The organism is Nocardiopsis sp. NPDC055824 (assembly GCF_053616335.1).
Genome location: NZ_JBSHDN010000152.1, coordinates 1 through 16,293 on the forward strand (window position 1 = coordinate 1; position 16,293 = coordinate 16,293).

The 16,293-nt window shown below is 73.9% G+C and carries 17 protein-coding genes; 4 read left to right on the top strand and 13 right to left on the bottom strand.

Annotated elements, in window-relative coordinates; all coding sequences use genetic code 11:
- Nucleotides 1-55 precede the first annotated feature (55 nt).
- Together purE and ACWGL3_RS23945 are read right to left on the bottom strand one after the other, a co-directional pair.
- Nucleotides 56-556, bottom strand: a complete 501-nt coding sequence (gene purE / locus ACWGL3_RS23940) for a 5-(carboxyamino)imidazole ribonucleotide mutase (RefSeq protein WP_378554036.1) — start codon at nucleotides 554-556, stop codon at nucleotides 56-58.
- 29 nt (nucleotides 557-585) lie between these two features.
- Entirely contained in the window at nucleotides 586-1,752 is a 1,167-nt protein-coding gene (locus tag ACWGL3_RS23945; protein WP_267948198.1) for a 5-(carboxyamino)imidazole ribonucleotide synthase, read from the bottom strand.
- Between the two features lie 218 nt (nucleotides 1,753-1,970).
- Between ACWGL3_RS23945 and ACWGL3_RS23950 the strand changes: the two genes are divergently transcribed.
- Complete coding sequence (locus ACWGL3_RS23950; protein ID WP_267948197.1) at nucleotides 1,971-2,444, top strand: GtrA family protein; 474 nt, start codon at nucleotides 1,971-1,973, stop codon at nucleotides 2,442-2,444.
- 18 nt (nucleotides 2,445-2,462) lie between these two features.
- On the opposite strand, the gene ACWGL3_RS23955 is transcribed toward ACWGL3_RS23950, so the two are convergent.
- Nucleotides 2,463-3,476: a CPBP family intramembrane glutamic endopeptidase gene (locus tag ACWGL3_RS23955; protein WP_267950252.1), complete on the bottom strand. Its 1,014-nt coding sequence runs from the start codon at nucleotides 3,474-3,476 to the stop codon at nucleotides 2,463-2,465.
- Nucleotides 3,477-3,870: 394 nt separating this feature from the next.
- Here ACWGL3_RS23955 and ACWGL3_RS23960 point away from each other — a divergent pair, with 394 nt between their 5' ends.
- Nucleotides 3,871-5,010: an Mrp/NBP35 family ATP-binding protein gene (locus ACWGL3_RS23960; protein WP_267948196.1), complete on the top strand. Its 1,140-nt coding sequence runs from the start codon at nucleotides 3,871-3,873 to the stop codon at nucleotides 5,008-5,010.
- Between the two features lie 118 nt (nucleotides 5,011-5,128).
- Here the strand turns inward: ACWGL3_RS23960 and ACWGL3_RS23965 are convergent, their stop codons facing one another.
- The 4 genes from ACWGL3_RS23965 to sigE form a co-directional block, all read right to left on the bottom strand.
- Entirely contained in the window at nucleotides 5,129-6,643 is a 1,515-nt protein-coding gene (locus tag ACWGL3_RS23965) for a trypsin-like peptidase domain-containing protein (RefSeq protein ID WP_267948195.1), read from the bottom strand.
- Nucleotides 6,644-7,025: 382 nt separating this feature from the next.
- On the bottom strand, nucleotides 7,026-8,087 hold the full coding sequence (locus tag ACWGL3_RS23970; RefSeq protein ID WP_267948194.1) for a transcriptional regulator: 1,062 nt from the start codon (nucleotides 8,085-8,087) through the stop codon (nucleotides 7,026-7,028).
- Nucleotides 8,084-8,776, bottom strand: coding sequence for an anti-sigma factor family protein (locus ACWGL3_RS23975; protein ID WP_267948193.1), 693 nt, complete (start codon nucleotides 8,774-8,776; stop codon nucleotides 8,084-8,086). The genes ACWGL3_RS23970 and ACWGL3_RS23975 overlap by 4 nt, the downstream gene beginning before the upstream one ends.
- The gene (sigE, locus tag ACWGL3_RS23980; protein WP_267948192.1) at nucleotides 8,773-9,390 is read right to left on the bottom strand and encodes an RNA polymerase sigma factor SigE; all 618 of its coding nucleotides are present in this window, start codon (nucleotides 9,388-9,390) and stop codon (nucleotides 8,773-8,775) included. The genes ACWGL3_RS23975 and sigE overlap by 4 nt, the downstream gene beginning before the upstream one ends.
- 316 nt (nucleotides 9,391-9,706) lie before the next feature.
- Between sigE and ACWGL3_RS23985 the strand changes: the two genes are divergently transcribed.
- Nucleotides 9,707-10,294: an O-methyltransferase gene (locus ACWGL3_RS23985; protein WP_267950251.1), complete on the top strand. Its 588-nt coding sequence runs from the start codon at nucleotides 9,707-9,709 to the stop codon at nucleotides 10,292-10,294.
- 69 nt (nucleotides 10,295-10,363) lie between these two features.
- Here the strand turns inward: ACWGL3_RS23985 and ACWGL3_RS23990 are convergent, their stop codons facing one another.
- The 6 genes from ACWGL3_RS23990 to dapE form a co-directional block, all read right to left on the bottom strand.
- Nucleotides 10,364-11,863: a leucyl aminopeptidase gene (locus tag ACWGL3_RS23990; RefSeq protein ID WP_267948191.1), complete on the bottom strand. Its 1,500-nt coding sequence runs from the start codon at nucleotides 11,861-11,863 to the stop codon at nucleotides 10,364-10,366.
- Nucleotides 11,864-11,954: 91 nt separating this feature from the next.
- Nucleotides 11,955-12,122 (bottom strand): DUF3117 domain-containing protein, encoded by a 168-nt coding sequence (locus ACWGL3_RS23995; RefSeq protein WP_267948190.1) that lies wholly within the window; start codon nucleotides 12,120-12,122, stop codon nucleotides 11,955-11,957.
- Between the two features lie 367 nt (nucleotides 12,123-12,489).
- On the bottom strand, nucleotides 12,490-13,089 hold the full coding sequence (locus ACWGL3_RS24000) for a hypothetical protein (RefSeq protein ID WP_267948189.1): 600 nt from the start codon (nucleotides 13,087-13,089) through the stop codon (nucleotides 12,490-12,492).
- Between the two features lie 243 nt (nucleotides 13,090-13,332).
- The gene (locus tag ACWGL3_RS24005) at nucleotides 13,333-13,917 is read right to left on the bottom strand and encodes a hypothetical protein (RefSeq protein ID WP_267948188.1); all 585 of its coding nucleotides are present in this window, start codon (nucleotides 13,915-13,917) and stop codon (nucleotides 13,333-13,335) included.
- A 145-nt stretch (nucleotides 13,918-14,062) separates the two neighbouring features.
- Nucleotides 14,063-14,848, bottom strand: a complete 786-nt coding sequence (locus ACWGL3_RS24010) for an LOG family protein (protein WP_267948187.1) — start codon at nucleotides 14,846-14,848, stop codon at nucleotides 14,063-14,065.
- 141 nt (nucleotides 14,849-14,989) lie between these two features.
- Nucleotides 14,990-16,054 (bottom strand): succinyl-diaminopimelate desuccinylase, encoded by a 1,065-nt coding sequence (gene dapE / locus ACWGL3_RS24015; protein ID WP_267948186.1) that lies wholly within the window; start codon nucleotides 16,052-16,054, stop codon nucleotides 14,990-14,992.
- A 27-nt stretch (nucleotides 16,055-16,081) separates the two neighbouring features.
- Here dapE and ACWGL3_RS24020 point away from each other — a divergent pair.
- Nucleotides 16,082-16,293 (top strand): hypothetical protein (locus ACWGL3_RS24020; protein WP_452461814.1); only part of this gene is annotated, 212 nt, incomplete at its 3' end.

Below are 16,293 nucleotides of genomic sequence, written 5' to 3' on the forward strand. Positions count from 1 at the left end.
GGGCACGGCGCGGCCCCGGCGCCGCTCGGGACGCCGGGGCCGCGCGGAAGACGGTCTAGAGGCCGAAGCCGGTGGGCCTGCCGCCCTCGGCGACCTCGCGCCGCAGGCGCTCGCCCTTGGCGTGGGCCTGGGACCTGAGCTCCTCCTGGAACCTCTCCATCCGCCCGGACAGCTCCGGGTCGTGCGCCGCGAGCATCCGCACCGCCAGCAGGCCCGCGTTGCGCGCCGCGCCCACGGCCACCGTCGCCACGGGGACTCCCCCGGGCATCTGGACGATGGACAGCAGGGAGTCCATGCCGTCGAGGTACTTGAGCGGCACCGGGACGCCGATCACGGGCAGGGTGGTCACGGAGGCCAGCATGCCGGGCAGGTGGGCGGCGCCGCCCGCCCCGGCGATGACCGCCTTCAGGCCGCGTCCGGCGGCCTCCTCCCCGTAGGAGATCATCTCGTGCGGCATGCGGTGCGCGGACACCACGTCGGCCTCGAACGGCACGTCGAACTCGCGCAGCGCCTCGGCGGCCTCGCGCATCACCGGCCAGTCCGAGTCCGAGCCCATCACGATGCCCACGACGGGGGCCTGGTTGCTCACTGGTCGTCTCCTCGCAGGTAGGCGGCAGCGTCGCGGGCGCGCTCCAGGAGGTCCTGGTGGTCGTCGCCCATCACTGTGACGTGCCCGATCTTGCGGCCCGGACGCACGTCCTTGCCGTAGAAGTGCACCTTCACGCCGGGGTCCTTGGCCATCACGTGCAGGTAGCGACTGTAGACGTCGGGGTCCGTGCCGCCCAGCAGGTTGGCCATGACGGTGAAGGGGGCGTTGGTGCGCGGCGACCCCAGGGGCAGGTTGAGGACCGCGCGCAGGTGCTGCTCGAACTGGGACGTGCGGGCGCCCTCGATGCTCCAGTGGCCGGAGTTGTGGGGCCGCATGGCGAGTTCGTTCACGACGACGCCCTCGGCGGTCTCGAACAGCTCCACGGCCAGGACACCGGTGACGTCGAGCGCCTGGGCGATCTCGATGGCGAGTTCCTGGGCCCTCGTGGCCTTCTCGTCGGAGAGGCCGGGGGCGGGGGCGACGACCTCGTGGCAGATGCCCCCGCGCTGCACGGTCTCCACGACCGGGTAGACCGCGACCTGGCCGTGCGGGGAGCGGGCCACCTGCACCGCGAGCTCGCGGGAGAAGGCGACCTTCTCCTCCACCAGGAGGGGGACGTCCTCGGCGGCGGCCCGGTCCACGACCGCCCGGGCCTCCTCGGCGTCGGCGGCGATCCACACTCCCTTGCCGTCGTAGCCGCCGCGCGCGGCCTTGAGGACGACCGGCCAGCCGGCGCCCGCCTCGCCGTCGGCGAACCCGGTCACGTGCTCCAGCGCGGTGACGGCCCTCCACCGCGGGGACGGGGCGCCGAGCTCGGCCATGCGGGTGCGCATGCGCAGCTTGTCCTGGGCGAAGCGCAGGGCGTCCCGGCCGGGGCGCAGCAGCCCGCCCGCCTCCTCGACGGCGCGCAGGACGGGCTCGGGGACGTGTTCGTGGTCGAAGGTCACCACGTCGTTGGCCTTGGCGAAGGCCATGACGTCGTCCAGGCCGCGGTCGTTCCCCAGCGTGACGTCGCCGCAGACCAGGGCTGCGCTGTCGGTGGGTGCGGCGGCCAGGACGGAGAAGTGGACGCCCAGTCCGATGCCCGCCTGGTGGGTCATCCGGGAGAGTTGGCCACCTCCGACCATTCCCACGCGGGGGACGGTGCGGTTACGCTCGCTCACAGTTCCTCAACTCACATGCTCGTCAACCGCGGTGACGGGACGGCTCCCCTGCGGGGATGCCTGGCCGGTTCGGCTCGGAACCCGCGGCCGGGGCCCTGCTCAAGTCCCCGGGCTAGAGTCTAGAGCGTGCGCGCACGGCGGCCGGAAGCCCCTCTCGCCCCCAGGTCGGCGGCCCGTCCGAAGGCGCACCCCCGACCACACGACTGGAGGCGACGGCCGTGCGCGACTTCTCCGCCCGCCATCCCAAGCTCGCGAAGCTCGCCGCGGAGGTGGGCAGGTTCGGTTCCGTCGGCGCGGTCGCCTACGTGGTCCAGCTGGGCGCCACCAACCTGCTGTGGGGGGCGGGCATGGGCCCGCTGTCCGGACAGGTGGTCGGGACGCTGTGCTCGATCGCGGTCGCGTTCGTCGGCAACCGGTTCTGGACGTTCGGCGACCGGGCCCGCACGGGCTACGGGCGCGAGACGCTGCTGTTCCTGGTGATGAACGGGGTCGGCCTGGCCATCCAGCTGGCCTGCCAGGGGTTCTCCGTCCACGTGCTCGGCCTGGACGGGGTGCTCGCGCAGAACGTCGCGGGCAACGTGGTGGGTGTGGGGATCGGCACGCTGTTCCGGTTCTTCGCGTACCGGACGTGGGTGTTCCCCGAGCGCCCGGAGGCGGTCGCGGAGGGGGCCGCCCGGGAGCCGATCGCCTGACCCGCGGGCCGGGCGGGCTCAGCGCGGTGTGTCGGCGCTGGTGCGGCGCACCCCGCGGCGGCGGGCCAACCAGACCACGCCCAGCGTGTACAGGCCGACCTGGGCCGTCGTGAGGAGCAGGACGAGCGGCGAGCCGGCGCCCAGGGGGAGCCCCGCGCCGACGACGGCTCCCGTGCCGATCTCCGACAGGCGGTCCTCGAAGACGCACAGCGTGAACTGCACCAGGCTGTTGACCGTGTGCAGCGCGATCGCGGCCTCCAGGCCTCCGGTCCGCCAGGTCAGCCAGGCCGCTCCCAGGCCCATGACGACGAGGGCCGCCGCGGTCCAGAGGTCGCCGGGGTGCGTGGCCAGGTAGAGCGCGGCGAACAGCGTCCCGCCCGCCAGGACCGAGGGCCCCGGGGAGCGCAGCACCCGGGCCACCGAGGAGTCGCCGCCCCGCTCGCCGGGGCGCGCCCCGAGCGCGCCGACCATCTGCATGACCAGGCCGCGCAGGGTGATCTCCTCGGCCGCGGACTGGAACGGGACCAGGACCAGGACGACGGCCATCGCCGCCGCGAACACCTCGGTCCCCCCGGCGCCCTGGTGGGGCACCAGGCCGGGCTGGACGAGGCGGGCCAGCGGCAGGAAGGCCGCCACGCCCAGGGCCACCGGCAGGACCGCCGCGGCGGTGCAGACCGCCAGCCAGCCCCAGCGCACGCGGCCCGCGACCGACATCAGGGAGCCGACGCGGCGCCACTGGACCACCCGCACGACGAAGAGGACGATGGGGATCAGCAGCGCCGACGACAGCAGGCCGAAGGCCAGCTGGGCGATCTCGCTGATGCGCACCGAATCGGGGGCGAGCCCGCTGCCCTCGACGATCGCGACGATCGTGACCGCGAGCAGGATGGCCATCCACAGGAAGAACAGCAGGACGGCGAACCCCGCCAGAGCCAGGGGCGTCGTCCACCAGCGGAAGCGGGAGGTCCGGCCCAGCCTGTGATAGGACTCACCCGGGGGCAGTTCCGCGCAGGCGAACTCGTTCGTGCGCACCGGTCTGGGCGGCGGCCAGGCCCACACCCCCGGGTCGGCGTTGACCGCCGGGTGCCCGCCGGGCGGTGTCAGCCGCCCCCCGCCGGGGGGTCCGGCCCAGGTCTGCTCCTGCGCGTAGGCCCCAGAAGCCCGCCCCTCCGGCCCTTCGGGCGCGGCGGGCCAGGACGAACCAGGCGGTGGCGGCACATTTCCCATCGTGCGCCGAGACTACTATCCGGCCATGTATTGCCAGTGTTAAGGCCACGCCGTTATCGCCTGGTCACAGTATGAACAGGGGATGGCGAACGCCGCCGCCGCGAGGAATGGGGGACGCCCCCTCCTCGTTGGAAACGGTGGTACGTGCGGGTGACACCGCAGACCAACCATCCCGCCCCGCTGACCTACGATTGAGCACATGTCCTCCACAGCAACCACCGAGCAGGTGCACAAAGCCCTCGCCACGGTGCAAGACCCGGAGATCCACCGTCCCATCACCGACCTCGGCATGGTCAAGAGCATCGACATCGCCGACGACGGTACCGTGAGCGTCGGGATCTACCTCACGGTGGCCGGCTGCCCCATGAAGGGCCGCATCGAGAAGGACGTGACCGCGGCGGTGACCAAGGTCGCCGGCGTCACCTCCGTCCGCGTCGAGCTCGACGTGATGAGCGACGAGCAGCGCAAGGAACTCCAGACCAAGCTCCGCGGCGGCCAGGCGGAGAAGGAGATCCCCTTCGCCAAGCCCAACTCCCTGACCAAGGTCTTCGCCGTCGCCTCCGGCAAGGGCGGGGTCGGCAAGTCGTCCGTCACCGTCAACCTCGCCGCGGCGCTCGCCGCCCAGGGCCACAAGGTCGGCGTCGTCGACGCCGACATCTACGGCCACTCGGTGCCGCGCATGCTCGGCGCGTCGGACTTCCCGACCAAGGTCGAGGACATGATCCTGCCGCCCACCGCGCACGGCATCAAGGTCATCTCGGTGGGCATGTTCACCCAGGGCAACCAGCCCGTGGTGTGGCGCGGCCCGATGCTGCACCGCGCCCTCCAGCAGTTCCTGGCGGACGTGTTCTGGGGCGACCTGGACGTCCTGCTGATGGACCTGCCCCCGGGCACGGGCGACATCGCCATCTCGACCGCGCAGCTGCTGCCGACCGCCGAACTGCTCATCGTGACCACGCCGCAGATGGCCGCCGCCGAGGTGGCGGAGCGCGCGGGCGCGATCACCGCGCAGACGCACCAGCGCATCGCGGGCGTCATCGAGAACATGTCGTACTTCGTGCCGCCGGGCGGCGGGGAGCCCCTGCACCTGTTCGGCGAGGGCGGCGGCCAGACGGTCGCCGACGCGCTGACCAAGACGCTGGGGACCACCATCCCGCTGCTGGGCCAGGTCCCGCTGGACACCCGTCTGCGCGAGGGCGGCGACGAGGGCACCCCCCTCGTCCTGAGCGACCCGGACACCGACGCGAGCAAGGTCATCTCCGGCATCGCCGAGTCCCTGGTCGGCAAGCCGCGCGGCCTGGCGGGGATGCAGCTGGGCATCTCCCCGGCCGGACGCTGACACCCCTCTCCCGGGCCGCACGCGGCCCCGGGAGGAGAGAACGGCGAAGGCCCCCGGGCGACCGGGGGCCTTCGCGTGTCCGGGGAGGGTGGGCGCGACGGGGGCGCTCCCGGGGGCCTCAGTCGTCGGTCGAGCCGAGGACGATCGTGGTGCTCTCGCGCTCGCCGTCGCGCTCGTAGTCGACGGCGGCCTCGTCACCGGGGGCGCGGCTGCGCAGCATCGCGAGCAGGTCCTCGCCCGAGCCGACCTGACGGGAGTCGAGGGAGACGATCACGTCACCGGGCTCCAGCCCCGCCTCGTCGGCCGGACCGCCCGGCTCGACCGCGTCCGCCCCCTCGGCGATGACCGCGCCCGCGAGGGGGCTGTCCTCGTCGATGTCGGCGCCGATGTCCGCGTACGCGGTCTCGCCGTCCTCCATGAGGCGGTTCACCACGCGCTCCGCCTCCACCGAGGGGATCGCGAACCCGAGGCCGATGTTGCCGCTGGTCTCCCCCATGGCGCCCATGGTCGCGATCATCGAGTTGACCCCGATGACGCGGCCCCGCGTGTCCACCAGCGGTCCACCGGAGTTGCCCGGGTTGATGGCGGCGTCGGTCTGGAGCGCGTAGAAGCGCCCGCCGCTCTCGCCCTGGCCCGAGCTGACCGGCCGGTTGACGGCGCTGATGATGCCCTGGGTGACGGTGCCGTTCAGGCCGAGGGGGGCGCCGATCGCGATCACCTCGTCCCCGACGATGACCTCCTCGGAGTCCCCGAACTGGAGCGGTTCGACGTCGTGGGGGTCCGCGATCGACAGGACCGCGAGGTCCGAGCTGGGGTCGGCGCCGACCACGGAGGCCTCGGAGAGGGTGCCGTCGCTGTACTCGATGACGATGCCGTCCGCCTCCAGCCCGCTGGAGACGTGGTCGTTGGTGACGACGTAGTCGCCGTCGATGACGAACCCGGAGCCGCCGCCCGGGACGCGCGCGTCGGCGCTGATGAGCGAGACCACGCTCGGGCTGACCCGCTGCGCCACCCCGGCGATGGTGTCGGGGTCGCGCTGGGGCGCCTCGGGCGGGGGCTCGTTCATGACCGGGCCGTCGTCCTCCGGCGCGGCGTCGGAGGACGCGGAGCCGTTGAGGAGCCCTCCCGCCACACCGCCCGCGCCGCCCGCGATGAGCGCGACCACGAGCATGCCGGACAGGGCCATCCACACCGGGACGCCGCGTCCGCGCGGCCGGGGCGCGGCGGGCGGCGCGATCCCGTAGGCCGCCTGCCCGGACTGCGGCGCGTGCGGCCCGGAAGGGCCCGGCATGTGCGCGCCGGACGCGTCCGCGGGGACGTACGGGCCGGGTCGGCCCGCCTGCCCCGCGGCGTCGGCGGGGTCCGCCCGGTGGAAGGGGGCCGTGTAGCCGGTGGGGTGGTCGGGGCCCGCCGGGCCGTGGGGCGCGGACGGCCCCTGGTGGGCCGCGCGGCCCGGGCCTCCGGGGGCGCCCGGCCCGTGGCCGGACGCGCTCGGAGGCCCGGCTCTCCCCACGGGGTTCTGGGGGTCGGCGGGGCCTGTGGGCCCGCCAGGGGCCGGGTGGTGACCGGTCCGGTCTCCGGGGTTCGAGGAGGCGCCGGGCTGTCCGCCCTGCCCGGGAGGGGTGTGGTTCATGTGGTCTCCACTGCGGGGAGAGGCGGATGAGGACGGGCCGGGGGCGGCGCCCCGGTCGGTGACGGGGGCCGGGCCCCCGTGGGCCGGGGGGCCGGGGGCGGCCCACCGGGGGTGCCGCCGGTGGGCCGCGGGGGTCCGGCCGGGCGTGGGCGCCGCATCCCGCGGTCCGTCCCCGGGGGGCGATGCGCCGTCCGGCGGGGTCGACCGGGAGGGCCCTGCCCCGTGGTCCGAACGGCCGTTCTCCTCAGTCAAGACCTGCTCCGTGGGTCGCTCTGTCGCTTGGCTCGCGGTCGACACGCGACTCGGCGGGTCCCGCCGCGTGGGCCCCGACCGGGGCGGGCCTCCCGCCGCCCGGCGGGTCCGCCTCGGTCGGAGGGCACCCCTAGAGGAATCCCAACCGGGACATGCCCCGATGCACTCTGGCCCAGAAGCCGGAACTCTCGGGTCCCGGCAGCGCGGTCACAGCGGACGAGGCGATCCCGGCGGGGGCGTCGGCCAGCACCGTGTAGACGAAGCCGCCCGCCTGCCACATGCTCTGGTACTGGCCCACGTCTCCGCCGAAGACCGTGTCGTGTTGTGTTGTGACGCCGCTTCCCCCCATATCGGTTCCGGCGTATCCGTCACGGAGTGAAGCGGCGTGTTTCGTGTCCAGCTTCCCACGCTGGATGAAAACCGACACCTGCGACAACCCGTCCGAATAGATCGCGTGCACGACGCGGCGGCCGGCGTGCTCGGTGGAGCGCGCGTCGACCAGCCTGAGGTTCCAGTGGAGGTGCTCGGGGAGCGTCCACCCGTCCTCCCGCAGACCGTCGCGCTCCTCACCGGTCAGGGCGTCGCCCCAGGGGGTTCCGCCGACGGCCCCCTCGGGCCAGTCGCCCTCCCCCGGCGCGAGGCCGGTCAGGCGGACGCTGAGCGCGGGCTCCCCCGACACCTCGTAGACCGTGCTCCCGACGAGCAGCCCGGTCCCGGTGTCGACCCAGAACCGCCCGGCGACGGTGCCGTCGGCACGTCCGGCCTCCACCACCCGGGCCTCCCGGCCCTCCAGGTCGGCGGTGCCCGCGTCGGTCACCTCGTAGGTGTCCTCCAGCATGTGCAGCAGGCGCTCGTCCAGCGACTCCAGGGCCGAGGACGCCCGCACCACGAACGCGGCCTCCTCCTCCCCCACGGGAGCGAGCGCGAGACCGGCGCCCGGCCGGTGCACCACGTGCACGTGGGACGGCGCCTCCCCCTCCGCCCCGGTCACCTCGCGCACCGCCGAGTAGGCCGTCTCCTTCCCCGCCACCGCGGCCCGGCGCAGCACGGACATGCCGTCGTCGGCCCCCTCGGCGGGGACCTGGTGCGCATCGGGGCACGCGGCCCCGGTCAGCAGGACCACGCACAGCGCCAGCACGGCGACGAGTGTGGCCGGACCGGAGGTGGCGGAGGAGGGTCCCCCCGCGCTCACCGCGTCGTTTCGGTGGAGCCGTACCCGGGCGGGGTCTCGGTCCCCACGGGACGGACCTCCGTCGGGCGGGAGTCCATGACGGGTATCTGACGGCTGGTCACCGCGTGCTCGACGGCGTAGTCGGACAGGCGGGGCTCCACCACGGGCGTGTCCTGCGCGTCTCCGCCCGCGACGAACGCGGTGCCCAGGAGCGCGGTGGCGACCGCGAAGCCGGCGACCGCGTAGCGCCCTCCCGGGAAGTCCGGGAGCAGGTGGGAGAAGCGGTCCCCGCCGCGGCGCCTGACGGGGCGGGCGGGCCGCTCGGGGCGGGCGGGCCCCGTCCGGGCCGACCCGGTCTCCGCCGCGGTCTCCACGGCCGCCGCGCCCCCTCCGGGGAAGCCGCCGAGGGGACGCGAGGACCCCAGCGGCGGGCGGAACCCGAAGCCCGCGCCCCCGGGCGGCGGCTCGGAGGGGCCCCGGCCCCCCGGTCCGGGGTCGCGGGACAGGCTCGTGAGCCGCCCCATGAAGTCCAGGTCGGGCTCCGGCTCGCGCAGACCGGTGAGACGGCGCTTCAGGCGGCGCATCATGTCGGCCTCGAACCGGCACGACTCGCACTTGGCCAGGTGGATGAGGGCGCTCTCGTGTTCGACGGGGCCCAGTTCGCCGTCCACGAGTGCGGAGAGCCGCTCTCCGAGGTGGTCCTTGCTCACTCCGCCTCCCCGTTGCCTGCGTTGCCGCCGCTGCTCACCCCGTGCTGCTCCGCGGCCAGGGACCTCCGGTGCTCCAGGGCCCGCCGCAGCTGGGCGCGGCCCCGGTGGATACGGCTGCGGACGGTGCCGAGCTTGACGTCGAGCGTCGCCGCGATCTCCTCGTAGGAGAGCCCCTCGATGTCGCACAGGACGACGGGGGCGCGGAACTCCGCGGGCAGCGCGTCCAGCGCGGACTGGATGTCGGCGTCGAAGTGCCGGTCGTCGTAGCGCTGGGCGGGGGAGGGCTCACGCCCCTCCAGCCGCTCGTCCGCGTTGTCGGCCAGGCCCTCGAAGCGGATACGGGCCTTGCGGCGGGCCATGTCCAGGAAGAGGTTGGTGGTGATGCGGTGCAGCCACCCCTCGAAGGTGCCGGGGGTGTAGTTGGCCAGGGAGCGGAACACCCTGATGAAGACCTCCTGCGTGAGGTCCTCCGCGTCGTGCTTGTTGCCGGTCAGCCGGTAGGCGAGCCGGTAGACGCGCGGCGAGTGGGTCCGGACGACCTCGTCCCAGCTCGGGGGTTCCCATGCCTCGAATTCCACGGCAGGGCCGGTCTCTGGCACCGCTGCTCCCTTCATCCCGTCGATTCGCCGACTGGCTGGTCGGGGGGAGTTTGCTTCGTGGCGATCAACGTACGTTCATCCCGATTCAACGCCGGGAGGCGTGGATTAAGTTCCCGCCGCCACGCTCGGAGTTCGGTCCGGATCAGGCTAGTCTTCTGCCAGGCGCCGGACCTGGTCGGACCATCATTCCACGGTGGGTGACGGCTTCCCGGTCGGGCCCACGACACGTATGCGACCACAGCAGCGGGAGGCCGTCATCACCGGTCCGGAGGAGACAGCGGCCCGGCTCACCTGGGTCCGCACCGAGCAGGCCCGCTTCGAGCGGGACGCCATGGAGGACGAGCCGCTCGCCGACGCGTACGACGCGGGCCTGCGGTCGACGGCCCCGCCCGTGGACGCCGCCACGGGGGGCGCGCTGCGCTTCCTGGCCGCCTCCATCAGCGCCCGGTCCGTGGTCGAGATCGGGACGGGGTGCGGCTCCTCGGGGATCTGGCTGCTGCGCGGCATGACGCCGGACGGCATCCTCACCACGGTCGACACGAACGCCGAGTACCAGGAGTACGCGCGGTCCGCGTTCGCGAGGGCGGGGTTCGGCGCGGGACGGGCGAGGCTGATCCGCGGAGCCGCCCTGGACGTGCTGCCGAGGCTGACGGACGGCGGGTACGACCTGGTCCTCGTGGACGCCGACACCGTGTCCTACCCCCTGTACCTGGAGGAGGCGCGGCGCCTGCTGCGTCCGGGCGGGATGGTGGTGTTCAACGGCGCCATGGCGGGTTCCTCCGAGCCGGACGGGCCGCTGCGCGTGCCCGACCCCCGGGAGACCGCCGTCCGGGAGGTGATCGGCCGGCTGCGCGCGGAGGAGGCGTCCATCCCGCTGTTCATGCCCGTGGGCGAGGGACTCCTGGCCGCCATCCTGTAGCCGCGGCGCGACCGGAGGGGGAGGGGGCTCCCCCTCCCCCACGGCGGCCCGGCCGCCGTCCGGCACCGCTCAGCGGTCGGCGAGCCAGCGCAGCAGGGTGCGGGTCGTGAACGCCGTGCCGCCCTTGCTGAGCAGTCCGCTCTCCTTCATGGACCTGCCGGGCCCCGCGATGTCCAGGTGCGCCCACGGGACGTCCCCGGCGAACTCGCGCAGGAACAGGGCGGCGTCGGTGGCGCCCGCGGGACCGAAGTCGCGTCCGCGGGTGCCGATGTTGGCCAGGTCCGCCACCCGCGACTTCGTGGTCGGCACGTACTCCTCCGTGAGCGGCATCCGCCACAGGGGTTCGCCGGAGTCGCGGCCCGCCTCCTCCAGCTGGGCGGCGAGCTCCTCGTCGTTGCTGTACAGCGCGCCCGTGCCGGTGCCGAGCGCCACCTTGGCCGCGCCGGTCAGCGTCGCGACGTCCACCAGGACGTCCGGGGCGAGCTCGCCGACCGCGTAGCCCATGGCGTCGGCGAGGACCAGGCGGCCCTCGGCGTCGGAGTTGAGCACCTCGACCGTCGTCCCGGTGTAGGTGGTGAGCACGTCGCCGATCCGGGTGGAGTCGCCGGAGAAGGCGTTCTCCGCCAGGGCCAGCAGGCCCGTCACGCGGACGGCGGCGCCCACGGCCGCCAGGGCCGACAGCACGGCGAGGACGATCGCGGAGCCGCTCATGTCGGTCTTCATCAGCGACATGTTGTCGTTGGGCTTGAGGGAGAGCCCGCCGGTGTCGAACGTGATGCCCTTGCCCACCAGGACGACGTGCGCGGCGGGGTTCTCGGGCGTGTAGGAGAGCTGGACCAGGCGCGGCGGGCGCGAGGAGCCCTGTCCCACGCCGAGGATCGCCCCGAACCCGTCGTTCTCCAGGTCCTTCTCGTCCCACACCCGCACCTGGAGGCCCTTGTCCGCGGCCACGTCGCGTGCGCGCGCCGCCATCCACTCGGGGTCCTTGGTCAGGGAGGGGGTGTTGATGAGGTCGCGGGCCAGGGCGGTGGCCGCGGCCAGGGCCGTGCCCCGCTCCAGTGCGCCGGCCAGGGATCCGTCGTCACCGTCGCCGGAGGCGACCTCGACCGAGGCCGCCGGGCGCCGGTCGTCCGGGACCTCCGAGGTCTTGAGGCTGAAGGTGTAGGAGGCCAGGAGCACGCCCTCGGCGAAGGCGGTGGCGGCCTCCGCGCCGGAGCCGGGCCAGGCGAGGGCCACGCGCTCGTTCCCGCGGGCGGCCCGGGCCAGGGCCGCGCCGGCCTTCCGGAGGTCGTCGGGCGAACCCGATCCGACCCCCAGAAGCGCCAGGCGGACCAGGCCCTGGTCCCGGGGCACCGGGAAGTGGGCCAGCTCTCCGGGTTTCCCGGTGAGCGAGTAGTGCGCGAACAGATCGGTGAGCGATGCCGGTAGGACCTGTGTCAGGCCGCTCTCGGCGACCCCCTCGACCGCCTCGGGTCCGCTGTCTCCCGGAATCAGGGGGAGGACCAGCAGGTCCGCGGTGGAATCGACGAGCTTCCCCGGTACGGGGTGGATCTCCGTGGCGAAAGGCACAGGCCGCTCACAATCGTTCACTTGGGAGGTGTACAACCTCGGGGGTCGTCAGGGCTTTCCGGCCCGGGGTGGGGGACGGTTCACTGCCGAACTAGCCGACGACACCCTTGAGCGCGTCCCGGAGCTCGGACGCCTCGTCTGGAGTCAGCTCGACAACCAGGCGTCCGCCGCCCTCCAGCGGGACCCGCATGATGATGCCGCGACCCTCCTTGGTGACCTCCATCGGCCCGTCGCTGGTCCTCGGCTTCATCGCCGCCATGCCATTCCCCTTTCTAGTGTTCCTCGCGGGTGACCGGGGCCGACCCACAGCACCGGCGCCGATCCGCGTGACCGGTCTCGGCTCCGGAGCCGCATGCCGGTTCCGGGTGACTCATGCCCGTGTGGCTTAAGGGGCGTGAATCACTCTTCGACCATTATCTCGGAGGTTCACCCCTCCGTGTGCGCCAGGCGACAGCGGGGCCGCCGCCGCGAGCACACGCCCACGAGGAATCTTCGGTCAGTAAGGTTATATCGGTCCCGACCGAAACTCGGGGAGTATCCGGGGCGCGGAGAGCTCCGCCGCCCCGGCCCACCGCGCGGACGCGCCCCTTCGGGACGCCCCCGACCTGGGGCCGGTCCCGCGCGGGTCAGCCGAGGTCGCCCGTCGAGATCATCCGGGTCCCCTCCCGGGTGATGGAGGACCACTCCGCCCTCAGCCCGCCGCCGTCGGCCGCCGACCACACGGTCAGCTCGGCCTCGTCGACGCACCGGTCCTCGGGGTCGGCCGTCTCGGTGTAGGCGTAGACGCGGCGGTCGTTGTCGCCGGCCGACAGGACCAGGGTCCCCGAGCAGGAGAAGGTCGTCCAGGCGGTGCTGCCGCGCTCGGCGCCCTCCTCGATCCGGACCTCCGCGTGCCAGTCGGCCACGTGCTCGCCGTCGGTGTCGACCTGGCTCATCTCACCGGACCACGCACCGACGAACGCCTCGGCGGGAACGGACGGACCGCTCTCCTCCTCGCCCGGCTCCGCGAGCACGGCCCACGCCGCGGCTCCGCCGCCGACGAGCAGGACGGCCGCGGCGGCCGCGGCCAGAAGGGTGATCTGGCGGCGGCGCTTCCCGCTGTGCCGGGTCGACCTGGGCGGCGGCCACAGGGACAGCTGTTGCACGGGGTGGGCCGGGGTCACCGAGGAGGCGGGCGCGTCGCGCCTGTCCCCGGCTCCCGACTCGAGTTCGGCTGCTGTGTCCATCCTCGCCATCCTCAACAACGCTGCACCCGCTCCGGCGGAACGGGGGTATCGAGTACAGCGACCGAGAATAGAGCACGCCAACCCGCCGGATCCGCCACAGAACGGCGCCGAGGCTGTGATGCACGGCATAGCGGGCGACGGATCGGCAGGTCGGGCCGGGTGGACACGCGCCGCGATTCCGCGGGCGGCCGCACGCCCCGGAGCGGGCGCACCGGGCTCCCCGGCCCCCGCCGCCGGGTCCGGTCAGCGCTGGTTCCCGCCGACCGCGGCGTCGTCCGAGGCGTCCTCCGACACGTCGTCCGCGGCCTCGCCCCGGGCGGCGTCCCCGGGCCCCGCGGGGTCCCGCTCGGCGTCCCCGTCGGGCCCGCCGTGCGCGTCGGGCCCGTCGTGCGCGTCCGGCCCCTCGGAACCTGCCCCCCGCACCGCGCCGGGTGCGTAGGCGTCCCCGGGCACCGCGCCGGGTGCGTAGGCGTCCCCGGGCAGGTGCGCCCCGGGGAGCGGCCCGGTCCCCTCCGGGACGTAGGAGGGGTCGAGCCGCGACAGGCGCCACTCCAGGTCCTCGATCCGCTCCTCCCTCTCGCGCAGGGTGATGGTGAGCCGCAGCAGCAGCTCGTCCACGGCGCGGACGTGGTAGCCCCACAGGGCGAGGGGGAGCATCACGCGACCGAGGTCGCGCGCCCTGACGGCGCGGTCGTCCGGCAGGGGGAGCGGGGGGTAGTCGGCCTCGAACCGGGCGAGCTGACCGCCCTTGCCGAGCACGACGTAGACCACGCCGACGAGCACGGCCAGCGCGGCCGCGGCAACCAGGATCATGATGAGAACAGGCACGGACCCGATCGTGCCACACACCGGCCCCCGTGGGGAGGCCGGTGGGCGGGCGGCCGGGGGCGGCTCCGCGTGGGGGCGGTCCGCGCCCCGGGGCCCCGCCCGCCCCCGCCACGGCGGGGCGGCGCCGGGCGCGCGTGCCCGGTTCCTACTGCTCGGGCCCCGCCTCGGACCGCGCCAGCTCCTCCTGCTCCCGCGCGATGTGCAGGTGGGACTTGCGGATGATGTCGACGACCTCCAGGGGGTCGTCGACGATCTGGACCAGCTCCATGTCCTGCGGCTTGATCAGCTCGTTCTCCAGGAGGCTGGTGCGGACCCACTCCTCCAGCCCGCCCCAGAAGTCGCGGCCGACCAGGATCACCGGGAACCGGGTGACCTTCTTGGTCTGCACGAGGGTGGCCGCCTCGAACAGCTCGTCGAGGGTGCCGAAGCCCCCGGGCAGCACGACGAAGGCCTGCGAGTACTTCACGAACATCGTCTTGCGGACGAAGAAGTACCGGAAGGTCATCCCCATGTCGATGTGGGAGTTGAGGGACTGCTCGAAGGGCAGCTCGATGCCGAGCCCCACCGAGAGCCCGCCCGCCTCCTGGGCGCCCTTGTTCGCGGCCTCCATCATGCCGGGGCCGCCGCCGGTGATCGTGGCGTAGCCCGCCTCCGCGAGCCTGGCGCCCACCTCGACGCCCAGGTCGTAGTAGCGGGTCCCGGGCTTGATCCTGGCCGAGCCGAACACGCTCACCGCCGAGGGCAGTTCGGACAGGAGCCCGAAGCCCTCCACGAACTCCGACTGGATGCGCAGGACCCGCCACGGGTCGGTGTGCACCCAGTCCGAGGGGCCGCGCCGGTCGAGGAGTCGCTGGTCGGTGGTGGTGCTGGGAATCGAGCTGCCCCGGTAGGTGAGGGGGCCGGCCCGCCTTACGTTCTCGTCTTCGGTCATGTCGTAAAGCTATCCGCGTGGGAACGGCTCACACCTGAACCACACGTGACCCGGCGGTGGCCACGAGCGGCAGGTTTGTCCCGGGACCGCCGTCGCGGCCGGTCACGGCGCCCCGGGACGCCCTGGCCGGGCCCGCGGCGGTCATCGGGCCCCGGTCAGCCAGGCGACCATGCGCTCCTCGGCCTCGCGGATCCTCGCGATCTCCGCGTACTCGTCCCTCGTGTGCGCGAGCACGGGGTCGCCGGGGCCGTAGTTGACGGCGGGCACCCCCAGTTCCGAGAAGCGCGAGACGTCGGTCCACCCGAGCTTGGCGCGGGCCTCCCCCTCCCCCACCGAGGCGACGAACGCCGCCGCCGAGGGGTCGTCCAGCCCCGGGCGCGCGGGCGCCGCCGCGTCCACCACGCGCACCTCGAAGCCGTCGAACACCTCGCGCAGGTGGGCCTCCGCGTCCGCGACGGACAGGTCCGGGGCGAACCGGTAGTTGACCTTCACCACGCACTCGTCGGGGATGACGTTGCCGGCGACCCCGCCCTCGATGAACACGGCGTTGAGGCCCTCGTGGAAGCGCAGCCCCTCCACCTCCGGCTCGCGGGGGGTGTAGGCGCGCAGCACGTCGAGGACGGCCCCGGCGCCGTGGATCGCGTTCTCGCCCATCCACGAGCGGGCGCTGTGCGCGCGCCTGCCCCGGGACACGACCTCCACCCGCATGGTCCCCTGGCAGCCGCCCTCGATCACCCCGTCCGTGGGCTCCATCAGGATCGCGAAGTCCCCGGCCAGCCACTCCGGGTGGTTGCGGGTGAGCCGGAGGAGGCCGTTGCGGGACGCGTCGACCTCCTCGTTGTCGTAGAAGACGTAGGTGACGTCGTGCACGGGTTCGGCCACCAGGGCGGCCAGCTTGAGCTGGACGGCGACCCCGGCCTTCATGTCGGTGGTGCCGCACCCGTAGAGGCGTCCGCCCTCGACGCGGGAGGGGACGTTGTCCACGATCGGGACGGTGTCGATGTGCCCGGCGACGACCACGCGGCGCGGGCGGCCCAGCCCGGTGCGGGCGACCACGGCGTCGCCGTCGCGGGTGACCGCGAGGTGCGGGAGGGCCTTCAGCGCCCCTTCGACCGCGTCGGCGAGGCTCCCCTCGTCGCCGCTCTCGGAACGGATGTCCACGAGTGCGGCGGTCAGGTCCGCCACGTCAGAGGTCAGGTCCAGCATGGTGTCGCCCCGTTTCCGAGCTGTGTTGTGCCGTCGTGCCGCGCGACCCGCCCGCCCGCGACCGCGTACGGACCGGACTACACCGCGATCCTGGACCGGCTGCCGGTACGGCACCCCATGCTCCTGGTGGACCGGGTGGACTCCTTCGACCCCGGCCGAGAGATCACGACCGTGAAGGCCGTCTCCGGCTCCGAGCCCGGCTACCGGTCGATGGCGGACGGGCTCCCGCTGTCGCGGTA